19 protein-coding genes and 1 other annotated feature are annotated in these 24090 nt (G+C 37.3%); of the genes, 1 reads left to right on the forward strand and 18 read right to left on the reverse strand.

Annotated elements, in window-relative coordinates:
* Nucleotides 1-383: 383 nt before the first annotated feature.
* The 12 genes from pepF to EM808_RS03520 all read right to left on the reverse strand — a co-directional run bounded on the left by pepF (nt 384) and on the right by EM808_RS03520 (nt 14781).
* Nucleotides 384-2201 carry an oligoendopeptidase F gene (pepF, locus tag EM808_RS03465; RefSeq protein ID WP_127735865.1) on the reverse strand — a complete coding sequence of 606 codons (1818 nt, stop codon included), beginning with the start codon at nt 2199-2201 and terminating at the stop codon, nt 384-386.
* A 161-nt stretch (nt 2202-2362) separates the two neighbouring features.
* Nucleotides 2363-3526: a competence protein CoiA gene (locus EM808_RS03470; RefSeq protein ID WP_127735868.1), complete on the reverse strand. Its 1164-nt coding sequence runs from the start codon at nt 3524-3526 to the stop codon at nt 2363-2365.
* Nucleotides 3527-3570: 44 nt separating this feature from the next.
* Nucleotides 3571-5088 carry a cardiolipin synthase gene (cls, locus tag EM808_RS03475; RefSeq protein WP_127735870.1) on the reverse strand — a complete coding sequence of 506 codons (1518 nt, stop codon included), beginning with the start codon at nt 5086-5088 and terminating at the stop codon, nt 3571-3573.
* 188 nt (nt 5089-5276) lie between these two features.
* Nucleotides 5277-5936, reverse strand: a complete 660-nt coding sequence (gene mecA / locus EM808_RS03480) for an adaptor protein MecA (RefSeq protein ID WP_127735873.1) — start codon at nt 5934-5936, stop codon at nt 5277-5279.
* Between the two features lie 431 nt (nt 5937-6367).
* The gene (gene spxA / locus EM808_RS03485) at nt 6368-6763 is read right to left on the reverse strand and encodes a transcriptional regulator SpxA (RefSeq protein WP_127735876.1); all 396 of its coding nucleotides are present in this window, start codon (nt 6761-6763) and stop codon (nt 6368-6370) included.
* 501 nt (nt 6764-7264) lie between these two features.
* Entirely contained in the window at nt 7265-7840 is a 576-nt protein-coding gene (locus EM808_RS03490) for a GNAT family N-acetyltransferase (protein ID WP_127735879.1), read from the reverse strand.
* A gap of 27 nt (nt 7841-7867) precedes the next feature.
* Nucleotides 7868-9061: a putative glycoside hydrolase gene (locus EM808_RS03495; RefSeq protein WP_412973736.1), complete on the reverse strand. Its 1194-nt coding sequence runs from the start codon at nt 9059-9061 to the stop codon at nt 7868-7870.
* 134 nt (nt 9062-9195) lie between these two features.
* On the reverse strand, nt 9196-10131 hold the full coding sequence (locus EM808_RS03500) for an ABC transporter ATP-binding protein (RefSeq protein WP_127735885.1): 936 nt from the start codon (nt 10129-10131) through the stop codon (nt 9196-9198).
* Nucleotide 10132: 1 nt separating this feature from the next.
* The gene (locus EM808_RS03505; protein WP_127735887.1) at nt 10133-11200 is read right to left on the reverse strand and encodes an ABC transporter ATP-binding protein; all 1068 of its coding nucleotides are present in this window, start codon (nt 11198-11200) and stop codon (nt 10133-10135) included.
* A gap of 12 nt (nt 11201-11212) precedes the next feature.
* On the reverse strand, nt 11213-12130 hold the full coding sequence (locus tag EM808_RS03510) for an ABC transporter permease (RefSeq protein WP_127735890.1): 918 nt from the start codon (nt 12128-12130) through the stop codon (nt 11213-11215).
* A 2-nt stretch (nt 12131-12132) separates the two neighbouring features.
* Entirely contained in the window at nt 12133-13068 is a 936-nt protein-coding gene (locus tag EM808_RS03515) for an ABC transporter permease (protein ID WP_127735893.1), read from the reverse strand.
* 96 nt (nt 13069-13164) lie between these two features.
* Nucleotides 13165-14781, reverse strand: coding sequence for a peptide ABC transporter substrate-binding protein (locus EM808_RS03520; RefSeq protein ID WP_127735903.1), 1617 nt, complete (start codon nt 14779-14781; stop codon nt 13165-13167).
* Nucleotides 14782-15327: 546 nt separating this feature from the next.
* Nucleotides 15328-15550: a binding site (T-box leader), on the forward strand.
* A 114-nt stretch (nt 15551-15664) separates the two neighbouring features.
* On the opposite strand from EM808_RS03520, the gene trpS reads away from it, so the two are divergent.
* The gene (gene trpS / locus EM808_RS03525; protein ID WP_127735906.1) at nt 15665-16654 is read left to right on the forward strand and encodes a tryptophan--tRNA ligase; all 990 of its coding nucleotides are present in this window, start codon (nt 15665-15667) and stop codon (nt 16652-16654) included.
* Nucleotides 16655-17220: 566 nt separating this feature from the next.
* On the opposite strand, the gene EM808_RS03530 is transcribed toward trpS, so the two are convergent.
* From EM808_RS03530 to EM808_RS03555, 6 genes are all read right to left on the reverse strand, one after another.
* Nucleotides 17221-17970, reverse strand: coding sequence for a YjbA family protein (locus EM808_RS03530; protein WP_127735909.1), 750 nt, complete (start codon nt 17968-17970; stop codon nt 17221-17223).
* A 279-nt stretch (nt 17971-18249) separates the two neighbouring features.
* Nucleotides 18250-19164, reverse strand: coding sequence for an oligopeptide ABC transporter permease (opp4C, locus tag EM808_RS03535; RefSeq protein ID WP_127735912.1), 915 nt, complete (start codon nt 19162-19164; stop codon nt 18250-18252).
* A gap of 12 nt (nt 19165-19176) precedes the next feature.
* Complete coding sequence (opp4B, locus tag EM808_RS03540; RefSeq protein ID WP_127735915.1) at nt 19177-20142, reverse strand: oligopeptide ABC transporter permease; 966 nt, start codon at nt 20140-20142, stop codon at nt 19177-19179.
* Between the two features lie 40 nt (nt 20143-20182).
* Nucleotides 20183-21877, reverse strand: a complete 1695-nt coding sequence (gene opp4A, locus EM808_RS03545) for an oligopeptide ABC transporter substrate-binding protein (protein WP_127735918.1) — start codon at nt 21875-21877, stop codon at nt 20183-20185.
* Nucleotides 21878-21904: 27 nt separating this feature from the next.
* Nucleotides 21905-22918 (reverse strand): ABC transporter ATP-binding protein, encoded by a 1014-nt coding sequence (locus EM808_RS03550; protein ID WP_127735920.1) that lies wholly within the window; start codon nt 22916-22918, stop codon nt 21905-21907.
* Nucleotides 22918-23943 (reverse strand): ABC transporter ATP-binding protein, encoded by a 1026-nt coding sequence (locus EM808_RS03555; RefSeq protein WP_127735923.1) that lies wholly within the window; start codon nt 23941-23943, stop codon nt 22918-22920. The genes EM808_RS03550 and EM808_RS03555 overlap by 1 nt, the downstream gene beginning before the upstream one ends.
* Nucleotides 23944-24090: the final 147 nt, after the last annotated feature.

Consider the following 24090-nt stretch of genomic DNA (forward strand, 5'->3'; position numbering starts at 1 on the left):
TATTAATACCACTATCAAGAAGTTTGTACATAAGTTCACAAAATAGACAAACTTTCATAACTTACTGTTCGCGCACATACATTATGGACAGGAACGCTTTTATAGAAAGGAGATAATACCATGAAGGCAATTATACCTATCTCACTGCTTCTTTGTATTCTGTTTGCTTTCTTTTTGAATATCCTTGGGCTTATGCGTATCTTTCCTATATATATAAGCTCCCCGCTGCTTTTTCTTGCGCTATTCCTCTTTTTATCCTTTTTGAACAACCGAAAGAAGTTCAAAGGTTTCCATTAGTATAATCACAAATAAAAAAAACCCGTAAATGTTAGAATGGTGGCTAACATTTACGGGCAGCTCAATATTGTCAAAGGCTTAATTTATTAGGAAAGCAGGCTTTCCATTTCATTCAGCTTTTGTTCAAATACTTTGCATGCTTCTCTAATTGGATCCTTGCTTGTCATGTCTACTCCAGCTTTTTTCAATACTTCAATTGGATAGTCAGAGCTTCCTGCTTTCAGGAAGTCCAAATAGCGGTCAACAGCAGGCTTCCCTTCTTCAAGAATTTGGCTGCTTAAAGCTGTTGCTGCACTAAAGCCTGTTGCGTATTGATATACATAATAATCATAATAAAAATGAGGAATTCTCGACCACTCTAAACCTATTTCCTCATCAATAATGATGTCTTCCTCTCCGAAATACTTCTGGTTTAGCTTATAGTATTCAGATGTAAATAAATCAGCAGTCAGCGCTTCATTGTTTTGCGCCTTTTCATGAATAAGATGCTCGAATTCTGCAAACATTGTTTGGCGGAAAACAGTGCCTCTGAAGCCCTCTAAATAATGGTTCAGTAAATATAGACGCTTCTGTTCATCTGTAATGCTTTTCAACATATAGTCGTTCAGCAATGCCTCGTTACATGTTGAGGCTACCTCAGCGACAAATATTGAATAATCTCCATAAGCGTATGGCTGTGATTTTCGTGTGTAATAACTGTGTACAGAATGCCCAAACTCATGTGCTAATGTAAACAAATTATTAACATTATCCTGCCAGTTCATTAAGATATATGGATTTGTTCCATATGCTCCAGATGAATATGCACCGCTTCGTTTTCCTTTATTCTCGTGAACATCCACCCAGCGATTTTCAAAGCCTTCCTTCAAAATGGACGAATACTCTTCTCCTAATGGAGCAAGCCCTTTAAGAATTAGGTCCTTCGCCTCTTCATAACTGATTTCCATCTTTACATCCTTAACAAGAGGTGTATACAAATCGTACATATGAAGCTTTTCAAGGCCAAGTACTTTTTTGCGCAGCTTTACGTAACGATGCAGCAATGGCAAATACTCGTTGACTGTTTCCACGAGGTTTTCATATACCTGCTCTGGAATATTATTTGCTGCTAGGGCAGCATGGCGCGCTGATTTATAGTTACGTACTTTTGCATTAAAAGTATGGTTCTTTACTGTACCAGATAAAGTAGAAGAGAATGTGTTCTTAAATTTCCCATACGTATCATACACTGCTTTAAACGCATCATGACGTACTCGTTGGTCAGCACTTTCTAAAAAGCGGGAATAGCGGCCATGCGTTACCTCCACTTCCTCCCCATTTTCATCTTTAATGCTTGGGAATTCAATATCTGCATTATTAAGCATACCAAATGTATTGCTTGAAGCATTCAATACCTCTGAAGCCTGTGCAAGCAGCGCTTCCTGATCTGCGGTAAGTACATGCGGACGCTGCAGGTTAATTTCTTCTAAAGTTTGCTCATATAATTTCAGCTCTTCCTTCTCATTAAGAAACCCTTGAATTACTGCTTCATCAATGGAAAGAAGCTCTGGAACGATATATGCCAGCGCACTTCCAGCTTGTGCATATAGATTTTTAATGCGACCATCAAGCCCTTGATAAACACCATTTGTCGTGTCTTGATCATAGCGCATATGTGCATATGTATATAATTTTCCTAAACGGCTTAAAAGGGTATCCTGGTACTGAAGTGCTTCGTATAAAACATCTGCACTTTCGGATAGCTTTCCTTGATAGTCAGCAGCCTTCTCAGACAGTGTTTTAACCTCTTCATACTCTTTATTCCAATCATCATCCGATGGGAAGATATCTTCAAGCCTCCATGTGTCTTCCACTTGAACTTCATTACGTAAAGGCAGTTTTTTTACAGCTGATTCATTTGACATATAAATCCTCCAATCTTTCATTCGGATTTCGAAAATAATTCCTATCCGATATTTTCTATCTATTATAACTAAATTCCTGCTCCTAATTAAACTTTTGTGCTTTGCTACGATTAGCATATGTATCTTTTACCGATTTCATTATTCAATTTTCTTCCCTAATATTAAAGCCAACCGCCTTTTTGCATTCTTTTATAAAACATATCTTCTTCTGTCACAATGTTGTTTTTTGAAAGATAAGCATCCTCAACCTTTTTATAAAAATGCGGGCGAACTTCTTCAATTTCCTTACATTTTAAAAGCACATTTATATAATTGTTAACCGCATCTCGATAATCTCCTTTAATACTTGGAAGACTTCTAACTTGAACTTCCCTTCTTTTTATTCTTTCAAGGAAGGCTCTGTGAATTTTGTGCAAGGAAATAATCTTTCCTTGCATTAAAAAACTATCCATGTACAAATAAGACTGCCAAATTAACGGGGATGTTGCTAATCGGATTCCTTCTTTTAGAGGGATGCCTATAGTTGGCAGAAGAAAATGCGGGTGCAGACCACACTGATACAGCTCTCGTAAAATGCTATCATTCTCCTTTGTAGGGTAATGAAGCTGTTGATTCTTTTGATTGCGGATAAGGCTTTTCCAATTGCTATAAGGGAAATTATCATAAAAGCTATCCCTATTTCCCTTGAGTGTCACAGTATTTAATGGAAGCTTACAACTGGAGGTAAAGGTATTTACTTTTGAAATGGGGATAAGCGTATGAAGAAAGTGGAAGGCTTGTTCCTTGGGGCAATATGTTGGAATTATGTAGGTATCCTTATATTTAGTCAGGAAGGAGGCTTGAAAAGCTGATAGACGGCTTAATCCTTTGCGCAGCTTTATATGTTTATGACCGAGGATCCAAACTGGCTTGTAGTTTGCTTTTTTATATTGCTGTGTGCGTTTAATTATCGAGGCAATAGGAATGGAGGAGCATTGGAATTCAAGGACAATATAGGTGTTTTTCCAGATGAAGCCTATGTCGGCTCTTTGCTTAATGGCAGGAAAGTACGGCTCCAGCTCTGGATTCATGCCTAGATCCTTTAGTCGCTCATAAAGCTGGAGCTTGCCTTGCAAATGATAGCCAGATTCTGATTCACTGCTGCTTTCACAAGAGTTGTCCTTTTGGTGGGCAAAATGGGGCAGCCTCATTTCCCCTTTTTTTAAGATCACACTATTGCCACATGCTGGACAATAGCATGTGGATTGCTTTTCAGCAAGCAGATGATTTGGTTTAAAGTCTGATGCATACACCATTATTCCATTTTCATTTAGTGCTGTAAACAATGTTAAATCACTCCTCTTTGAAATTCCTCTTAAGGCTTCCTTCCTTATAAAAGCGGGGAAAGCAGCCTTGAGGTAGATTCTAAAATTCGGTAACCAACATGCCTTTTATTAAAAGTCTCCATATCAAGCTCTACAGCATCTTTCAAATCCTTTAAATAAATGCTTGCCAGCTTTTTCGTGCTTTTTGTTTTATATAAAAAGGCGCTTACTTCAAAGTTTAAGTGGAAGCTGCGCATATCCATGTTGCATGTCCCTATTGATGCAATTTCGCTGTCCACAATTAATAGCTTGCTGTGCATAAAGCCTTTTTCATATTCATATATACGGACTCCGGCATCCATTAAATCTGGAAAATACGATCTGGACGCATGAAACACAATTCTTTTATCTGGTTTATTTGGGACAAGAATCCGAACATCTATGCCGCTTAAGGACGCAATTTTGATTGCTGACAGAATATCCTCATCGGGAATGAAATAAGGGCTGGCAATCCAGATGGATTTAGTAGCAGATGTCATCATCGAGAAAAAAATGCTTTTTATTACACTCCATTCATTATCAGGACCGCCTGCAATTAACTGCACCCCGCCATGACTGTTATCCTCTGCAATAGGAGTAAGATAATCAGCCGTTAAAAAGCTGCTGTTTGTCATATAATACCAATCCTGCAAAAATATCAGCTGCAGAGACCGAACAGCCTCTCCCTTTACCATTAGATGTGTATCCCGCCAAAAGCCAATCGATGGATTTTTCCCCAAATATTCATCTCCAATATTTAGCCCTCCAACAAATCCAATATTTCCATCAATCACAATAATCTTCCGGTGATTACGGAAATTAAATTTGCTATTTAAAACAGGGACTCTCACTGGACCAAATGCGACAATTTCAATGCCTGCTTGCCTCATTTCATGGATGTACCGCTTGGAAAGCTGCCATGATCCGACTGCATCATACAAAAACCTTACTTTCACACCTTGCTGTGCCTTTTCGATTAGTACATCCTTAATTTGCTGTCCGATATCATCATGTCTGACTATGTAATATTCAAGATGAATATGATGCTTTGCCTTTTTTAGCGCCGTTAAAATGCAGGAAAATGTCTCATTTCCATTTGTCAGGATTGTAGAGGATGTGCCAAATGAAATCGGACTGTTCCCGATTTTTTCTGCTAAGCGGAATAAATTCTGCTGATGTACGTCCATTTCCTGTAATCGTTCTTCTGTTCTAAAACCGATTTCTTTTTCAATTCGCAAGTATGCCTGTTTATCAAGAAAGTACTTCTTTCGGTATATTCGTTCCTTTCGATAGTTCCGTCCAAATAATAAATAAAAGATAAATCCGACAACAGGAAAGCTTCCAAGAACAACTAACCATGTCAATGTTTGAGTAGGATGTCTGTTTTCAAAAAAGATGACAAATCCTATAAAAATGACACAGAGACTGATTATTAAACTAAGCTGTCCAAAGATTCCGCCTTTTATCGTGATAAAAAAATTAAAAACGTACACAAACAGTCCTGCTGCTCCTAAAAAAACACCAAGCCTTGCTGTATGGTTCATGGGAACACCTGCCATCATTGCAATTATGTAGACTCATCATATGCTTAAATCGAAAAATAAAGAGCCTGTTCGCCTGTAAGGTGAAATCCACCATTACAACTTCTACTATATAGATGATATCCATGAACTATATATAGACTTTATAATGTGAATTCCTTGCCCTACATTTGAACAAGCTCTTATTTTTTTTAATGAAAGTATTTTCGTAACTCCATAAATACTTCATCTTCTATAATTACCTTACCATATTCTTCAATAACATGTATTGTTGTTTGCGTTTCTTGTCCATACTCAAGGAGAATACTTAATGCATTGTCGATTTCATCTTCATCTGTCTCTTCATCAAGAAACTGTACATACAAGAAGTATTGATTCTTATAATTGTAAAGCTTCGTATCAATTCCTTCCAACCCATGAAGCTTGCTTAATGAAATTAAGTCTTCAAAGTCTTTGAAGGCAATTAAAAACTCTAAATTTTCTCCAAAATCGTCTTCTCCATCTTTCACAGTAAAGTGTTGATCCATTAAATCCTCGAATCTTTCATCCAAAGGCAAATCTTTCAGCTTGTCTTCCGGAATAGATATTTCGAATTTCTGTCCATCCTTTGAAAGCTGGGCTCTTGTGACAAGAATTTCAAGACCTTTATCCAAGGCTTGAACTTGAATCCATAATGGACCATCTAGAATAAAATCTTCTTCTTGATGAACTTCATCCATCATTTCCCAAAAAAGTTCTTCGCTTCTTTCCCGGTTATACCAAATTTCCTCTCGCTTAAAGCCGCGTTCCTCTATATCAATATACGAAATATAAAACTTAACTGTATGATCATTAATACGTTCAATTTCCATTCTGCAACACTCCCTTCAAGCTATAATGGAAGGGACTAAACCCCCATACAGATATTCGTTTTATTCCAATTTTCATTTTAGAATAGAAGGCCAAATGCTATTGTACCTTGTACTTTATATTTTATGACAAAACCTCTTTAAATGGAATTAAAATATCCTGAAATCAGCAAAAACCAATATATGCCTAAGTTTTCGGTTTATTTGCTCGAAGATTATGGAGTTTCTTTTTATTAGCGTATTCACTTTAAGCTATATTTAGTAGTATTACCTCAGGAAATTATTTTCAAACCATTTTCTGTCTGAAAGGCTCGTCTTATAAATAAACCTTCACAATATAGGAAAAAAGGTCTGACTATACTGCCAAGCATAATGCGGGGCAGCCTTTTAGCCAGACCTATATATTATCATTTATCATTTATCATTTGATTAAGTTAATTTACTAAACGCTGTGCTTCACGCAATTGGAAAGTTCTAACTTTCCTTGGAAGGAAGCGGCGTATTTCATCTTCATTATAACCAACCTGAAGCCTTTTTTCGTCCAATATAATAGGACGACGCAATAATCCTGGATTATCCTTAATTAACTCGAATAAGTTTTGTAAAGGCATTGTTTCAAGATTAACATTCAGCTTTTGGAATGTTTTACTTCTTGTAGAAATAATCTCATCTGTACCGTCTTCTGTCATACGAAGAATTTCTTTAATTTCATCGATGGACAATGGTTCTGAGAATATATTTCTTTCTTTATATGCAATTTCATGTTCCTCTAACCATGCTTTTGCTTTTCTGCAGGATGTACAACTTGGTGAAGTGTATAATGTTACCATTTTACAAATTCACACTCCCTTTATTTAGACATGTATTTAGACTACTAGTTAATTCAAAAATAAATACTTGAGTATGTTATATTCTTAAATTGTAATTAATTTAATCAAGTAATTTATATTAATTATTATACACCAATTGCAAGTAATTTGGTATAGTTTTTTTTAATATGATTTGTTGAGCTTTTTTTAAAGTTGCTTATATTTACTGGTATGCCGCCATAACGGTGTTTGTGCCTGTTAACCACCTGCCCTTTTCCCATATTTCTTAGAAAACACTTAAGAAATTCAGGCTATTTAAATTGCTTACTATTATAGACGATTGAGATGCAAAAAGGTTTCATTTTTTTATGGCGCATTTTGATTTCCTTATTTAATCTTATTAGTATCCCTTATACCCGTTTGTCCCACATTCTTAAACCTATTATCTATTCTCAATTAAGAATCACCTATTGAAAATAGGATAGAAACATACATACGGTTCCCATAAGTTTTCAAATATAGTCAAATTTCGTCAAATATATCTTTTCGGTTTTGTGTTTCATCAAATTGGACTGCCTGTTCAACTGGTTCATATGACTTTCCATAAAAATGTTTGTCCCGATACGTATGGATTTTTTCATATGTTCGAACAAGCGCTTCATATACTAGCTCTTCTGAGTCATTACTTGGAGACCAAAATAATATTTCCATAACATTAACCTCATCTGTGGCTAATGATCTTCTTTTGTAGCCAATTGTTTTCGCGTGTTGAAAGCCCTCGCGCTGATAAAATTTCAAACGTTTTTTTGTATCCGTATCTTTATAATTCACCGGCTCAACTTCGAGTATAATCGGCTTCCCTTTTTGCTTGAGTTTTTCTAAAAGCTTATGACCAAGTCCTTGCCCTCTTGATTCACCTGAAACAAACAAATAATCAATAAAAATAAAATCATCTGCCTCTGCATACATAAGAACATGATGCTTTCCTTCATCCTTATGGTATATCTCTGGGAAATCCTCTAATAATGCTTCCATATGCTCCTGGGATTTCATCTCTTCGATTGGAAAATACTCATTTAGCTTTTCATACCAATGCATATTGTTCTCTCCTATCATCATTGTTAATTACTTCATTTTGTAATTGACATTGTCTGTGTAATTGCAGCCTGCATTCCAAAGTAAAAATTCTTTAACTCCATTTGCATATAAAGCCTTTATTTGTGCTTCTACCTGCAACTTCCCGTAGGGCTGGTAGTTTCCCTTCCCTAAATAAGCTGCTGTAAAATCCTGAATCCATGGCCTTGATATTGGAGGTTTTTTTAAACTTGTTAATTTTTTTCTCTCCAATTTCATATAGGCATTTACAAGACGATATGGCTCTAGATCAGGCTTACTGATTCCAAAATAACTGCCCCAATGACTTGGATAAATCATGCTTGAGATTACATCAACATTTTTACTGATTTCGGTGAAGTTCTGACCAATGCCAGGAGCCTCTTCAAGCGTTGCTGTATAGCCGAAAATATCGACAGATACCTTCACATCATATGGCTCCAGCTTATCCTTTGCATATTTTACAAAGTCAGATACTGCTTTGACTCTTTTTTGTCCTTCACTTATTTTTAGTTTCCCATAATCACCTTTAGAATAACTTAAATTAGCGCCCTTTTTTTCAAAGCCTTCAGGAAACCGGACATAATCGAATTGAATCTCTTGAAAACCAAGCTTTGCTGCCTCAACCGCTGCTGCTATATTATAGTCCCATACTTCCTTAACAAATGGATTAATAAAGGCCTCTTTTCTTTCATTCCTCCATACCTTCCCTTTATTTCTAAAGGTCCATTCTGGCCTTTTATATGCCAAATGACTATCCTTAAAGACGACAATTCTCGCAATCGGATAAATCTGTTCCTTTTCAAGCTTTCTAAGCATTACTGGAATACTTTTTATCTTATTGGAACCCGCTGCGGAAAGTGGAGAGCCTTTTGCTGGCTTATAAACAAGCTTGCCGCTGTCCTCTTTAAAATCGATTACCATTGTATTTAAATCATTTTGTTTGAGAAATTTAATTAGTTCATTAAACCTGTTGCTGCCTGCAGCACTGCCGCTGACATAAATGCCTCTGACTGCATCAGGGTATGGAAAAGTCAGACTTGTGTTAGCTGTTTTCGTTACTGCTGCTGGAAAGTCCTTCAGGAGCAATTCCGCTCTTCTTTTTGGCTGGTCGTTCACTGACTCAGCACTTGCTGTTTCTGAAATATTTACAGTTATCATGAAAGCACATAATATAATAAAAACGAATAAAGTGACATATTTCATCATTAATACCTCCACAAGGCTTTTTTTTATTATGTGCCTCATTGCGATGATTCATGGTTAGATGATATTGCCATTCCATGCACAATTTTTACGCAAAAAAAAATAACGATCTCTTATCGAGAGATCGTTATGAGTTAGCTTTTGTATTGCAGTTTATATTTATTATATTCTGCCTCCGAACAATAAACAAAATGTCCTGGCTTAATTTCACGCATTTTAAGCTCTTCGCCCTCTTTATACTGATGAACCGCAGGATCATAACCTGTTCTGACGCGAGTTCGCTCTGTATCAGGATCTGGAAGTGGAATAGCGGACAGCAAGGATTGTGTATATGGATGAATTGGTGTATTGTACAGCTCATCAGCTGGAGCTAATTCTACCAGTTTACCAAAATACATAACGCCAATACGGTCACTGATATATTTAACCATTGAAAGGTCATGGGCAATAAACAAGTATGTTAAGCCTTTTTCTTTCTGCAGCTTTTTCATCAAGTTTACTACTTGTGCTTGAATAGAAACGTCCAACGCAGAAATCGGCTCATCAGCAATGATGAAATCAGGATCAACTGCAAGTGCTCTTGCAATCCCGATACGCTGTCTTTGTCCACCGGAAAATTCATGCGGATAGCGGTTTGCGTGCTCTTTATTCAGACCAACTGTATTAAGAAGCTCGTAGACTTTCTCCATACGCTCTTTTTTAGTTTTTGCCAATCCATGAATATCGATTCCCTCTGCAATGATATCAGCTACTGTCATACGAGGGTTCAATGATGCATATGGATCTTGGAAAATCATTTGCATTTTACGGTTGAATTTCTTCAATTCTGCAATTGATTTTTTACCATGAACATTTTCTCCATTAAATAGAACCTGTCCATCTGTTGCTTCATATAAACGAATAATGGATCTGCCTGTCGTACTCTTACCACAACCAGATTCACCAACTAAACCTAATGTTTCTCCTTTATAAATGTCAAAGGATATACCATCTACAGCTTTTACTAAATTCGGTCTGCCGATATTGAAATGCTGTTTTAAGCCTTTTATTTCAAGTAATTTCTCAGCCATTTCACAAATCCCCCTTCACTAGTACTGGTTTATCAAAGTTAGTGGATAAAGGACGGATTTTCTCCTTCACAGATGCAGGTGGCTCAACAGCTGGAGCATCTGGATGAAGCAGCCAAGATTTCACGAAATGTGTTTCTGAAACCTGATATACAGGTGGTTCTTGCTCATAATCAATCGCAAGGGCATTCGGATTTCTCGGTGCAAACGCATCACCAACAGGAGGGTTAGTCAAATCAGGCGGTGTGCCTGGAATGGCAGCCAATTCCGTTTCCCCATCATTATCCAAGCTTGGCATAGAAGCAAGTAAGCCCCATGTATATGGGTGTCTTGGGTCATAAAATATTTCATCAACCGTACCCATCTCTACTATTTCACCAGCATACATAACTGCAACACGGTCAGCAACATTAGCAACAACGCCGAGATCATGTGTGATAAAGATAATACTTGTGTCCAATTTACTTTGTAATTCCTTCATCAAATCAAGGATTTGTGCTTGGATTGTTACGTCAAGTGCAGTTGTAGGCTCATCGGCAATCAGCAAGGAAGGCCTTGCAGCAAGTGCGATTGCGATCATTGCACGCTGTCTCATACCACCAGAAAATTCATGAGGATATTGGTTAACCCTTTTTTCCGGCATTGGAATTCCAACTAGCTTTAATAGTTCGATTGCTCTTTCTTTCGCCTTTTCTTTCGAAATTTCTTGGTGCTTTAAAATAACTTCCATGATTTGTGTTCCAATTCTCATTGTTGGGTTCAACGATGTCATTGGATCTTGGAAAATCATACTGATATCCTTACCACGGATAGCTTGCATTTCCTTTTCTGTTTTCGGAACAATATCTTGTCCCTTGAAAAGAATTTGTCCGCCTTTAATTTCACCAGGAGGCATTGGAATAAGCTTCATCAATGTTTGGGATGTTACACTTTTTCCTGATCCTGATTCTCCGACGATTGCTAATGTTTCTCCTTTATATAAGTCAAAAGAAACACCACGTACTGCTTGAACTTCTCCTCCATACGTATGGAATGAGACTTTTAAATCTTTTACTTCTAACAATTTTTCCATTTTGCTCACTCCTTACTTACGTAGTCTTGGATCTAGTGCATCACGTATTCCGTCGCCGATTACATTAAATGCAAAGATTGTTAAACAGATGAACATCGCTGGGAAGAATACACGCCATGGATAATAGCTCATCGCTGCAATTCCGTCATTGGCCATTGTTCCCCAGCTTGCCAAAGGAGGTGTTAAACCTAATCCTAAGTAGCTCAAGAATGCTTCTGTAAAGATAGCATTTGGAATAGTCAATGTTAATGTTACAAGAATAGGTCCCATAGCATTTGGAATTAAGTGTTTACCCATAATTCTTGACACGCTTGCACCTAATGTTCTTGAAGCTAAAATATACTCTTGATTTTTTAAAGAAAGTACTTGTCCACGAGTGATACGAGCCATGTTAATCCAGCCTGTGATACTCATTGCAAGGATCATTGTTCCTAATCCCTGGCCAAGCACTACCATCAGAAGGATAACAAGTAGCAAGTATGGAATTCCGTATAAAACGTCCGCAATCCTCATCATTACTTCATCCACACGACCGCCTTTATAACCTGAGATACCTCCCCAGATTACTCCGATTACCAAGTCAATGATTGCTGCTGCAATCCCGATGAAAAGAGAGATTTTTGCACCGTACCAAATACGTGCGAACATATCACGACCAAGGTCATCTGTACCAAAATAATGCTCAGCACTTGGAGGCTGGTTAGCTTTCATTAAATCATTTTGACGATAATCATACTGTGTTAGGAATGGACCAACAAAGGCCATAAAAATTAATATAATTAACAGTACAAGTCCGAACATAGCAAGCTTGTTCTTTTTGAAACGCATAAAAACGTCTTTCCAGAATGACAGACTCGGTCTAGTAATCGTTTCTGCTTCAGCACTGCTGTTTCCGACAACTTTGAATTTATCTTTTGAAATTTGCTGCATGCTTATTCTCCTTTCTTCCCGCCGGTTAATTTAATGCGAGGATCGATTAGTCCATATAATATATCGACAAGAAGAACAGATACTAATAGGATAATACTATAGAAAACTGTTACACCCATAATTACAGTGTAATCACGGTTACTGATACTCTTGACGAAATGGGAGCCAAGTCCTGGAATACCGAAAATTTTCTCGATAACAAAGCTTCCTGTTACAATTCCTGCAGAAAGTGGACCCATGTAGGATACAACTGGAAGAATAGCATTGCGGATAGCATGTTTAACTGTAATCGTAAATTGGCTTAAGCCTTTCGCTTTTGCTGTCTTAATATAATCATTACTCAACACTTCAAGCATTGATGATCTTGTAAGTCTGGCAATAAACGCAGTTGGACCTGCTGCCAATGCAATGGCAGGCAACACGCTTTGTGAGAATGTTCCCCATCTAGCAACTGGGAACCAGCCTAATTTCATAGCGAAAATGTATTGTAAAAATGCGGCCATAATAAAGGAAGGAACGGATATTCCGAAAACTGCCACAATCATTGCTGTATAGTCCTGCCATTTGTTATGCTTCAATGCAGCAATTATACCCAGTAATACACCTACTGCCAATGCGATAAAGATTGCTTCCAAGCCCAAAACTAATGAAACAGGGAAACCTTCATTAATTAAGTCATTGACTGTTTGGCTCTTATATTTGAATGATGGGCCGAAATCCCATTGTACAATGCGTAGTAGATACTCCCCATATTGAGCATACCATGGGTCGTTTAATCCATAATGTTCATTTAAATTAGCTTCAATTGCTGGCGGCAGTTGTTTTTCTGATGTGAAAGGATTACCTGGTGCCAACCTCATGAAGAAAAACGTTGCTGTTACGATTAGCAGTAAAGAAAGTAACATAAACAGCAAACGTCTTGTCAAGTACTTTATCATGATTTAAACCTCCAATATTTTCTAATCACCTCTAATTAGAAAGGAAGGTATATGAAGCAAAAGCTTCATATACCTTTTTACTTACAGCTTATTGCATTATTCGAAATGAGCCCATTTCAATTGAGCATCTCCAAGACCTGAAACAACTACATCTTTCAGGTTGTCTTTTTGAACCCAAACGTTTGTATAGAAGTAAATTGGTGCGATTGGAAGCTCATCCATTAGAATTGCTTCAGCATCTTTAAGCATTTGTTGACGTTTTGCTGTATCAGTCTCTTTTTGAGAGTCATTCAACAATTGCTTAAATTCTGCATTTTCCCAATTTGTATCATTGTTACCGCCATCTTTATCGCGGTAAAGCTCTAGGAAGTTGATCGCATCATTGAAGTCACCTAACCAGCCCATACGTCCGATTTGGTAATCGCCAGAGTGAAGTTTATCAATGTAAACAGCCCACTCTTCGTTTCCTAATGTTACGTCAATTCCAAGGTTTTTCTTCCACATGTCTTGAACTGCTTGTGCAATTTTAGCATGTGCTTCATCTGTGTTGTAAGATAAAGTAATTGTTGGAAGCTCAGATACATCTTTATATCCTAGCTCTTCAAGACCTTTTTGAAGTTCTGCTTTTGCAGTTTCTACATCATTGTCTTTGAAGTAGCCTTTTTCATTTTCAGAGAACATTGTTGGAGGAACAGCTGCCATTGCTGGAATTTGTCCACCTTGTGTAATTTGGTCTACAATTGATTGACGATCAATTGCATATGTCAATGCTTTACGGATGTGTACGTTGTTCAATGGTTTAACTTCTGTATTGAACTTGTACCAGTAAGTACCAGCAGTTGCTTGAGTTTTCAATTCGCCGCTGTCTTTAAGTGCTTTAATAGCGTCTGTTGAAACTGTATCGAATGGAAGACCATTCCAATCTAACTCGTCATTTTCGTACATGCTGCGAGCAGTAGCAGCATCATCGATCATAGAGTATTCAACTGTTGCAAGCTTAACAGTGTCAGCATCCCAATAAGTGTCGTTTTTCTCTAGTTTAATGGATTCGCTGTGGTTCCATTCCGTCATTTTGAATGGTCCGTTTGAAACATAATCGTCACCAGAGTCTTTATACCAGTCTGGATTTTCTGAAGCAATTTTGCTGTTTACAGGGAAGTAAGTGTAAAAAGCAGTTAGTTGCGTGAAGTATGGAGTTGGGTTAACTAAAGTAACTTCAAGAGTTTTGTCGTCAACAGCTTTAACTCCTACATCATCAAGCTTGCCTTCACCAGTGTTAGCAGCTTCTGCACCTTTTACATAGTAAAGTTGGTAAGCATATTGTGATTGGTTATTTGGGTCAAGTGCCCATTTCCAAGCATACACAAAGTCTTCTGCAGTTACAGGGTCACCGTTTGACCAGTTAGCATCATCACGGATTTTGAAAGTGTAAGTCAATTGATCGTCAGAAACTGTGTAGCTTTCTGCCATAGCTTCTTCAGGCTCACCGTCTTTATCAATACGAGTTAATCCTTCGAATGTTTGAAGCAATACGTTACTTGATGTTGAATCATTCGCCAAACCTGGGTTTAGGGAGAATGGTTCTGATCTAATGTTAAGACGTAAATCTTGTGAAGCCTCATCTTTGCTGCCGCTGTCGCCGTTGCCACAAGCTGCAAGAAATGCACTAAGTGCAAGTACTAATGAAAGAAGTACAAGCATTCTCTTTTTCATTGTTTTACCCCCTTATATATTTTGTCCACAAGTGGAGTTTCCAAAAATTATCTTTCCCATAAAAAACGCAAGAATACACAAACTCATATTTCCTAAATAGTCTGTCAATTCAAGTCTACTGATTCGCTATTCAGAAATAGTAAACCATCCTTTATGCAAACTTCTTCATTACTAAACAATTAGACTAGTATAATAATGAGTAGGACTTATGATTTAGTATATCCAATTGTTTTAAATAGTCTGAAATATCACTTTTAATTTCCACTCGTAAAATCAATTATATATATCGACCTATTAGAATGCAAGAATTTTGTAGAATTTTGTAGAATTAAGAATAATCTAAATAAATACAATTTATAGATTTTTCTGTTAATCATATTCTAATATACTATATAACTAAAAAATAAAAAAACCTCGATATTTTCCTGAAAAAGTTATCTGTTCCTTTTTCCCCCATCGGCCGAATATTCTTTCAACTTTTAATTTACCCCCACCCCTCCCTTGCTTTTTCCCGTCAATTAGTATAATTTATATGTATATAGTTAAATAAATGCTTTGATAAAGAGTAGTACTTATATGATGGTTTTAAAAGAGAGTTTGTGTCTGGTGAAAACAAACAGCCGATTATAAGGAATGGACTTTTGAGCACTGAAATAGAACCGCAATTCGTTTTTGGCATATTACATTTCAGCGACTTCCTTTCGTTAACAAGGATAAAGTGGCTTTTTTTAAGCAATTAGGGTGGCACCGCGGACCATTCGTCCCTATGTTTCATATAGGGACGTGTGGTCTTTTTGTCGTTCTTTTTTCTTTTTCGGTTTCTAAAGGACTTTTCTATTCCTATTTCTTATATAGTACTCACTACAAAATGGAGGAAAAACAAATGAAAACAATCTTTTCCGGCATTCAGCCGAGCGGAACAATCACTTTAGGAAATTATATTGGCGCACTTAACCAATTTGTAGAACTGCAGGATGATTATAACTGCTATTTCTGCATCGTTGATCAGCATGCTATTACAGTTCCTCAGGACCGTCTTGTTTTAAGAAACAACATCCGCAGCCTTGCAGCTTTATATATTGCAGTCGGCATTAATCCTGAGAAGGCTACATTATTTATTCAATCAGAGGTTCCTGCACATGCTCAGGGTGCTTGGATGATGCAATGTATTTCTTATATCGGCGAATTAGAGCGTATGACGCAATTTAAAGATAAATCAGCAGGTAAAGACGGAGTATCTGCAGCACTACTCACATACCCGCCATTAATGGCAACAGACATTTTACTGTATGGTACAGACCTAGTGCCAGTTGGAGAGGATCAAAAGCAGCACTTGGAGCTGACTCGAGATCTTGCAGAACGATTTAATAAGAAATATAACGACATTTTGACAATTCCAGAGGTGCGTATTCCAAAGGTTGGCGCAAGAATTATGTCCCTTCAAGAGCCAACGAAGAAAATGAGCAAATCTGACCCTAACAAAAAAGCAACAATCACCCTATTGGATGAACCAAGTGTGATTGTCAAAAAGATTAAGAGTGCTGTCACTGATTCAGAAGGCATCGTTAAATTCGATACAGAAAATAAACCAGGAGTATCGAATCTTTTATCGATATACTCCATTCTATCCGGCAAATCAATTGCCGCTCTTGAAGAAATGTACGAGAGTAAAGGTTATGGCGACTTCAAGTCAGATCTTGCAGAAGTAGTTGTCGAAGCAATCCGCCCAATTCAAGAAAAATACAATGAGCTGATGAACTCACCTGAACTTGATGAAATATTGGACTTAGGAGCAGAAAAAGCGAATAAGGTAGCAAGCAAAATGCTTAAGAAAATGGAAAATGCAATGGGCCTAGGCCGTAAGCGCAGATAAACCGAAGAGGCTGATAGGGTTACTATCAGCCTCTTTTTATGTCCTCAAGGTTTACTAGGCAGAAATAATTGAATTGTTTTCATGTTCTTGCCAGGTTCTTTAGCGTCACCCTATTCCTGTAGCTTTCTTCATCATCCTTTCCAACTTCCTATCCTCCTGTTGATATTTTTATAACGCAGACAAACAAAACAGATGTTTATATTTTATGTTCCATCTTCCCCTAAAGCATAAGGCTATTAATTTCTGCTTTAGCAGCTTCTATTCTTTAGGTACTTGCCTTGCACTTAAGCTTATAGTGTCTTCGCTTGTCTCGTTAATGCTGTAATTCCATTACAATTAATTTTTTTCCTGATAGATACAGTAAACCTTTGTTTGTTGATAACTAATTCTTTAGCAAACAACCTTATCTGTACTTACATTCACATTGCAAAGGCAGAAATTAGCCCACTTTAATAAAGAAGCAATAAAAAGACTGTAGACAATCCTCATTATGAGAGTTTATCTACAGCCTGTCTGCTAATCAAGCTCTATCAGCCTGAATTTCCTTTATTAATAGAAGAAAGTTATTAATTAACCTTTGGACCGTGTTCTAATTCCCACAGCTTTTCAAAAAAAGGCTGCCCTTTAATGATGTTTTCACAAAATGTCTCATGCTTTAGTGACCATCCAAACTTCGTACAATCGAACAGCTCACTCCAAGCATCCTCAAATTCTAGGCTTTGAATATCAAAATACTTTTCAGGACTCCATTCTGTATACCAGTATCTTACCTCTGCGACATTCTCCGATGAATGCAGCTGATCAAGGGCCATGAACAGTAATTGCTTTAACTGACGCTCTTTTCTTGTCAGCCCATACATCATTTGCGGCTCTGGTGACAATATATGAAATTCTTTATTCTCTTCATTTGCACCTTGGAAGTTGTAGTTTATAGACTCTTGGTTTTCAAGCAATTCATATGCAAGCTGTTCCTGCCTTGGTATCATTCTGCTTTTTCTGATTGGAATAGAATATCCTAAAGTATCAACAACCAATATCCCTGTTCCATCTGATACAACAAAGCAATAATCTAGTTGAATTCTTTCATGGTTTTTACGAAGATAAGCTTTTTGATAAATTTCTTCAAGCAGCTGTCTCGGAAGCTCTGCCAAATCATTTTCTATGTAGCTAAACAATACCGAATCAATCTTTATAAGCGGCACTTGATCAAGCAGCTCCACTCCATCTTCTTTTCTCCATTCATGGAAGTGGCAAACATTATAACCGTTTTCCTCTCCTTCAAACCAATTAACCCAAACATCATGAAGATATTGCATATTTTATCCCTCGCTTCAACAACTGTTTGTCAATCAGTATGGGCATCGTACAGTAAATTTATTCCTGTTTTGTCATTGTTCTTTTAAGTTTATTTTCTAGAAAGCATGTAATCTTTACATTCGCCCATTAATAGTATGCTTATTATTATGATACTTTTCTCTGATATATGTACAAACTCTCTATAGATTTATCATACAAAAAAGCCTTTCTATGTGAGAAAGACCTTTTTACTTCTATTCTTATAGCCTTATCTGATTGTACTGTAAACCTGTTAGGCATCATCGTTTTGATTTTGGATTAAAGGCGTCTTTTAAACCTTCTCCGATGAAGTTAATGGATAGAATTGTTAGTGTAATCATAATTGCTGGTGGTAACCATATCCACGGTTTATTCTGCAATACATCTGGTTCGTTTGCAGATGACAGCATATTACCCCAACTTGGCACCTCTTGCGGTACACCGAATCCCAAATAACTTAATCCAGACTCAACAACAATCATACTAGCAAAGAGAATAGATGCTTGCACTATAATGGTAGACATAACATTCGGCAGTAAATGTTTAATAATGACTTTACTAGGTTTACCTCCGATGGAAATGGCTGCTAGAATATATTCGTTTTCCTTCTCCGAGAGGATTTTACTGCGCACAATTCTTGCTACCCCTCCCCAGCTCAACAGACTTATCACGATGATTAAAACCGATAATCCTGAAACAATCCCTTGAAGAATGGCATTTAGTACGATAACAAATACTAAAAACGGAAACACCATGATAAAGTCAGTGAATCGCATTAACATACTATCAATCTTTTCACCATAATACCCTGCAATAGATCCAACTAATGTGCCTAAAAAAACAACAGTAACAGTGCAGGATATTCCTACAAGTAAAGAAATCCTGCCTCCATATAATAAGCGGGTAAACACATCTCTACCACTTTTATCTGTACCAAGCCAATGGTCAGCAGAAGGCTTTAAAGACATTTGACCTATATTTACCTTTGTTATATCTATTGTAGTGATATAAGGAGCTAAAAAGGAAAGAATGGTCACAAGAATAAGGAATAACAGGCTTATCATTGCAATCTTATTCTTGATGAATTTACTTCTAGCAAGTGCCCATGGAGAAAGGCTTTTTGCTTTTATGTCTACGTTTAAGTTCTTATTATTTTTCGGAGTAATAACTTCCATTTCCCTTTCCTCCTAACTTACCCTTATCCTTGGATCTACAACGCCATATAAAATATCAGCTATGAGGTTGCCCAGCAATGTTAAAAACGAAAATAACATTAACAATGTTAACAAAACTGGATAGTCTCTCGTACCTACAGATTGGATCATCAATTGACCAATTCCCGGGTAAGTAAAAATAGTTTCGGTAATAACTGCACCGCCAATTAATGCAGCGATATCAAATCCTAAAAACGTTACTAACGGTATCATAGAATTCCTTAATATATGAACATTATAAATTTTATTTTCATGCGTTCCTTTTGCACGTGCTGTTCTGACAAAATCCTTTCTGCTATTTTCGATAATGTCATTTCTAAGGAATTGTGTGTAGCTAGCTGTTGCTAATGCGCCAAGCACAATTGCCGGCAAGAAAACGTGATGAAGCCTGCTCATGTAATATTCAAATGATCCTTTTATCAATCCTATTCCTACAGAGCCATTTGAAGGAAACCAATTTAACTTAAATGCAAAAATGTATATAGTAATGACTCCAGCTACAAACGAAGGAATTGCCAGTCCTATATAGTTTATACCTGCAATCAGGTTGTCCCGAATTGTATAAGGCTTTCTTCCAGAAATCATCCCGAAAGTAAAGGCAAGAATATACGTAATAATTAAAGCTGTAATTCCTAAGAAAATTGTATTTGACAGCCGTTCAGAAATGAGATCTGCTACATCTATTTTATAGCGGGTTGATGTACCAAAATCACCTTTCATAAAATCTGTCACCCAGCGAAAGTATTGAACATATTCTGGGTCATTGTATCCGAGTTTTTCTCTCATTTCAGCTATATATTGAGGATCTGTGTTATTAGGATCAATCTCTCCACTGAGGGAATCCCCTGGCATTAATTTCGCCAGGGAGAATACCACAACAGAAGTAAGGAGCAACATTGGTATCATGCCTAATATTCTTCGTAATGTATATTTCAACATGTAACTCTCTTCTCCTTATTTTAAAATCTATTATTCTGTTTTATTGCTGAATCCACCATTCGTTCGGTCTGTTTGTGCCAGAAACATCGAACGTCACACCTTGAACACGTTTATTAAGTGCCATCACTTCATCTAGTTCAGCTACAGGAAGTGCAGGCAATTCCTCCATAAATTGTTTCTGCCACTCTACATAAAGCTCTTTACGTTTGTCTTGATCAGTACCGACAATACTAACATCTAAAGCATCATCCAATAATTTATCGCTCTTTTCACTTACCCATCTTGAGTAATTCCATAAAGCATCAGATCTCCACAAGCCTGATGGATCTGGATCTGTTCCAGTAGACCAGCCGCCAAAGAATACTTCAATGGACTTATCAGCTTTTTCAATTTGGTCATAGTAGAGATTTACATCTGTCATGCTAAGTTCTGTTTTCAAACCAACCTCTTCCCAATACTGAACTATCGCTTGTGCACGAGTCTCAAATGTCGGGTTATTTGTTGCGTAATGAGAGAACTTAACGGTAAAAGGATCTCCATTTGGATCTTCTCTGAAACCATCGCCATCTACATCTTTATATCCAGCTTCATCAAGCAAGGACTTTGCTTTCTCGGGATCATACTTATATTGTTCTAATTCACTGTTGTCAGCTGAAATCCAGTGATTAGATGGCACTGGTGTATTAACGGTCTTACCTACACCATAAAAGAAGGCTTCATTCCATTCATCCCTATTCATCGCATAATACATAGCTTGACGAAGTTTTAGATCTTGATATTTAGGTTCGTTCATAACGTTTTTGCTTCCATCCCAAGTTCCTAATCTAAAGCCAATATAGTAATAGGACAATCCAGGATATTGTTCAATTTTCACATTATCCAATGCCTCGATATCTGCCTTAATACTAGGGTGGAATGCAGTCATATCCAATGTATTATTTTGTAATTCACCAATTGTTAAAGACGGATCGATTACCTTTAAAACAATCCCGTCTAAATGAGGCTTGCCGTTGAAATAGTCATCAAATCTTTCAAATTCGACTGATTCGCCTGGCACAATATTTTTGATTTTGAACGGTCCTAACCCAACAGGTTTTGTTCTTACTTGCTCTGAACTGGCCATGTCTTTAACAGCAATTCCTTCAAATTCCTTTGCAGGCATTGCATATGTCCACACGTTTTCTAAGTTGTTAACTCTTGCTTTATCAAATGTAATTTCGATGTTGTAATCATCAATTACTTTGATTCCTGAAATGCTGTCGGCAGAGCCGTCATGATAAGCAGGTGCTCCCTCAATTGTTTGAACATTTGTGTATCGTGGTCCATCATAGTCTTTATCTGCAAGTGTTTCTAACGCAAAAACCCAGTCATTAACAGTTAGCTCTTCCCCGTTATGCCATTTAACGCCTTCTTTAAAGGTAAATGTATACACCTTATTATCCTCTGTTTTCCAGGATGCGATATTTGGCTGCGGCTTAAGGTTTTCATCATAATCTATTAAGCTTTCATCAAAGAAACTAATTACTTCAGCATCTGTTGCATTACCGTAAAAGGACCAGCTAAACAAACCCTCTGGAGATGAATCAAGTGAATACACAAGCGTTCCACCATCCTGTGGTTCACCTGATGCAGTCCCTTCATTTGTAGTGGTCTTTTCTCCATCACCACTGCAAGCTGCCAAAAAAGCAGATAAGACCAACATTAAAGCAGTTAAGACAATCCAATTCTTTTTCATCTTTGTTTCTCCCCCTTAAAACTTTTTTTAATATAGATGGCAAGCTACTTTATGTAATGGTTTCACCTCCTTTAATACAGGCTTTATCTCTTTACATTCAGTCTTGGCAAAAGGACATCTTGGATGAAATGGGCACCCTGCTGGTGGGTTAATTGGACTAGGTACATCGCCCTCTAAAATAATCCGTCTCTTCTTTTTTCTAGGATCTGGCTCTGGTATTGCTGAAATTAAGGCTTGTGTATATGGATGCAGTGGTGTCGTGTACATCCCCTCTTTATTTGCTATTTCAACCAAGTTCCCTAAATACATAACACCAATTTGGTCACTCATATGCTTAACGACACTTAAATCATGGGCGATGAATAAAAAGGTTAAATTAAATTCTGCTTGTAATTGTTTCAATAGATTTAACACCTGTGATTGTACAGATACATCGAGGGCAGAAACTGGTTCATCTGCTATAATCAGCTTTGGCTTCAGCGCAAGTGCTCTTGCAATCCCAATCCTTTGCCTTTGTCCTCCTGAAAATTCATGTGCATACTTATAATAAGCATCAGTTGGTAGTCCTACTTTTGTTAGCAGGTCCATTACTTCTGTTTGTAATTCGGTTTTCGGTTTATTTTTATTGTAGTTTTTTAGAGGCTCAGCGATTATGTCCCCTACCATCTGCATAGGGTTAAGAGAAGCATATGGATCCTGAAAGACCATTTGCACATCTTTACGGATTTCACGCAATGATTTTCCCTTTAATTCAGTAATATCCTTATTATCAAAAAGAATATTTCCCTCATAAGGCTTTAAGAATCGTAATATCGTTCTTCCTGTCGTGGATTTACCGCAACCTGATTCACCAACTAACCCAAATGTTTCCCCTTTTTTTATGGCAAACGAGACTCCGTCAACTGCTTTAACATGTGCTACTGTTTTACCAAAGAAGCCTGCTTTAACTGGAAAATAGGTTTTTAATCCGTTCACTTGCAGGATTGTTTCCTGATCTTGATCTCTGTTTTCTTCGTTCCTAACTGCTGAATTCTTGGTCATCACATATTCACCCCTTCCTTCGGCTTGCTTTGGTCATAAAGAAGGCAGGAAACTTCATGTCCATCTTCAAGGCTTGCAAGAACTGGTGTAATGTATTTGCATTCGGGCATTGCCTTTGGGCAACGATCTGCAAATCGACAGCCAGCTTCTGGCATATTTTTCAAGGATGGAACGATGCCGCTGATAGAGCTCAGTAGCTCGACTTCCTCGTCCATTTTTGGGATAGCCTCCATTAGTAGCTTTGTATAGGGATGCTTTGGTTCATAAAACAATGTATCAACATCTGTCTTTTCGACGATTTTGCCTGCATACATAACAATGACTTCATCGCACATTTCAGCAACAACCCCTAAATCATGGGTAATAAGGATAACTGACATGCCGTTTTCTTCTTGGATGTCTTTCATAAGGTCGAGGATTTGGGCTTGGACTGTTACATCAAGTGCAGTTGTAGGTTCGTCTGCAATCAAGAGTCTTGGCTGGCAAGCGATAGCAATTGCTATCATCACCCTTTGGCGCATACCGCCAGAAAGCTGATGTGGATATTCATCGACAAGTTTTTCTGGTCTTGATATCCCGACGCTTTTTAATAATTCAACGCTTTTTTGTCTTGCTTGCCTTTTTGTAAGATTATGGTGGTTCAGCAAAACTTCCATCAATTGAAAGCCAATTGTGAAAACAGGGTTTAACGAGGTCATTGGTTCTTGAAATATCATGGAGATTTCTTTTCCTCTGATATTATTTATCTCTTTATCCTCCATTGTTTCCAGATGAACACCATCAAAGATGATTTCGCCTGAGCGGATTTTTCCAGCTTCTTTCGGGAGGAGCTTCATGATGGAAAGGCTAAGCACGGATTTCCCGCAGCCTGATTCTCCAACAATGCCAACAATTTGACGTGGCTTTACTTGGAAGGAAACATTATCGACTGCATTGTACAGTTTCCCATCAATAGAGAAGGAAGTTTCTAGATTCTTAACCTCCAGCAAGTTATGATTGCTTTTCGCAGAAGTATTATCGTTCATTTTGCACCTCTTACGTATTAAGACTTTTTTGACATTTTATTCGTTTTGTTAAAAAACTATTACAAATTTATTAGTATTAATATTCTTCCTTCGTGTTTTTTTCTGAATTTCATTACAAATAAAAAAAGAAACCCTGTACCGACAAGG

The sequence above is a fragment of the Niallia taxi genome (genome assembly GCF_004005475.1).
GTDB lineage: Bacteria > Bacillota > Bacilli > Bacillales > Cytobacillaceae > Niallia > Niallia taxi.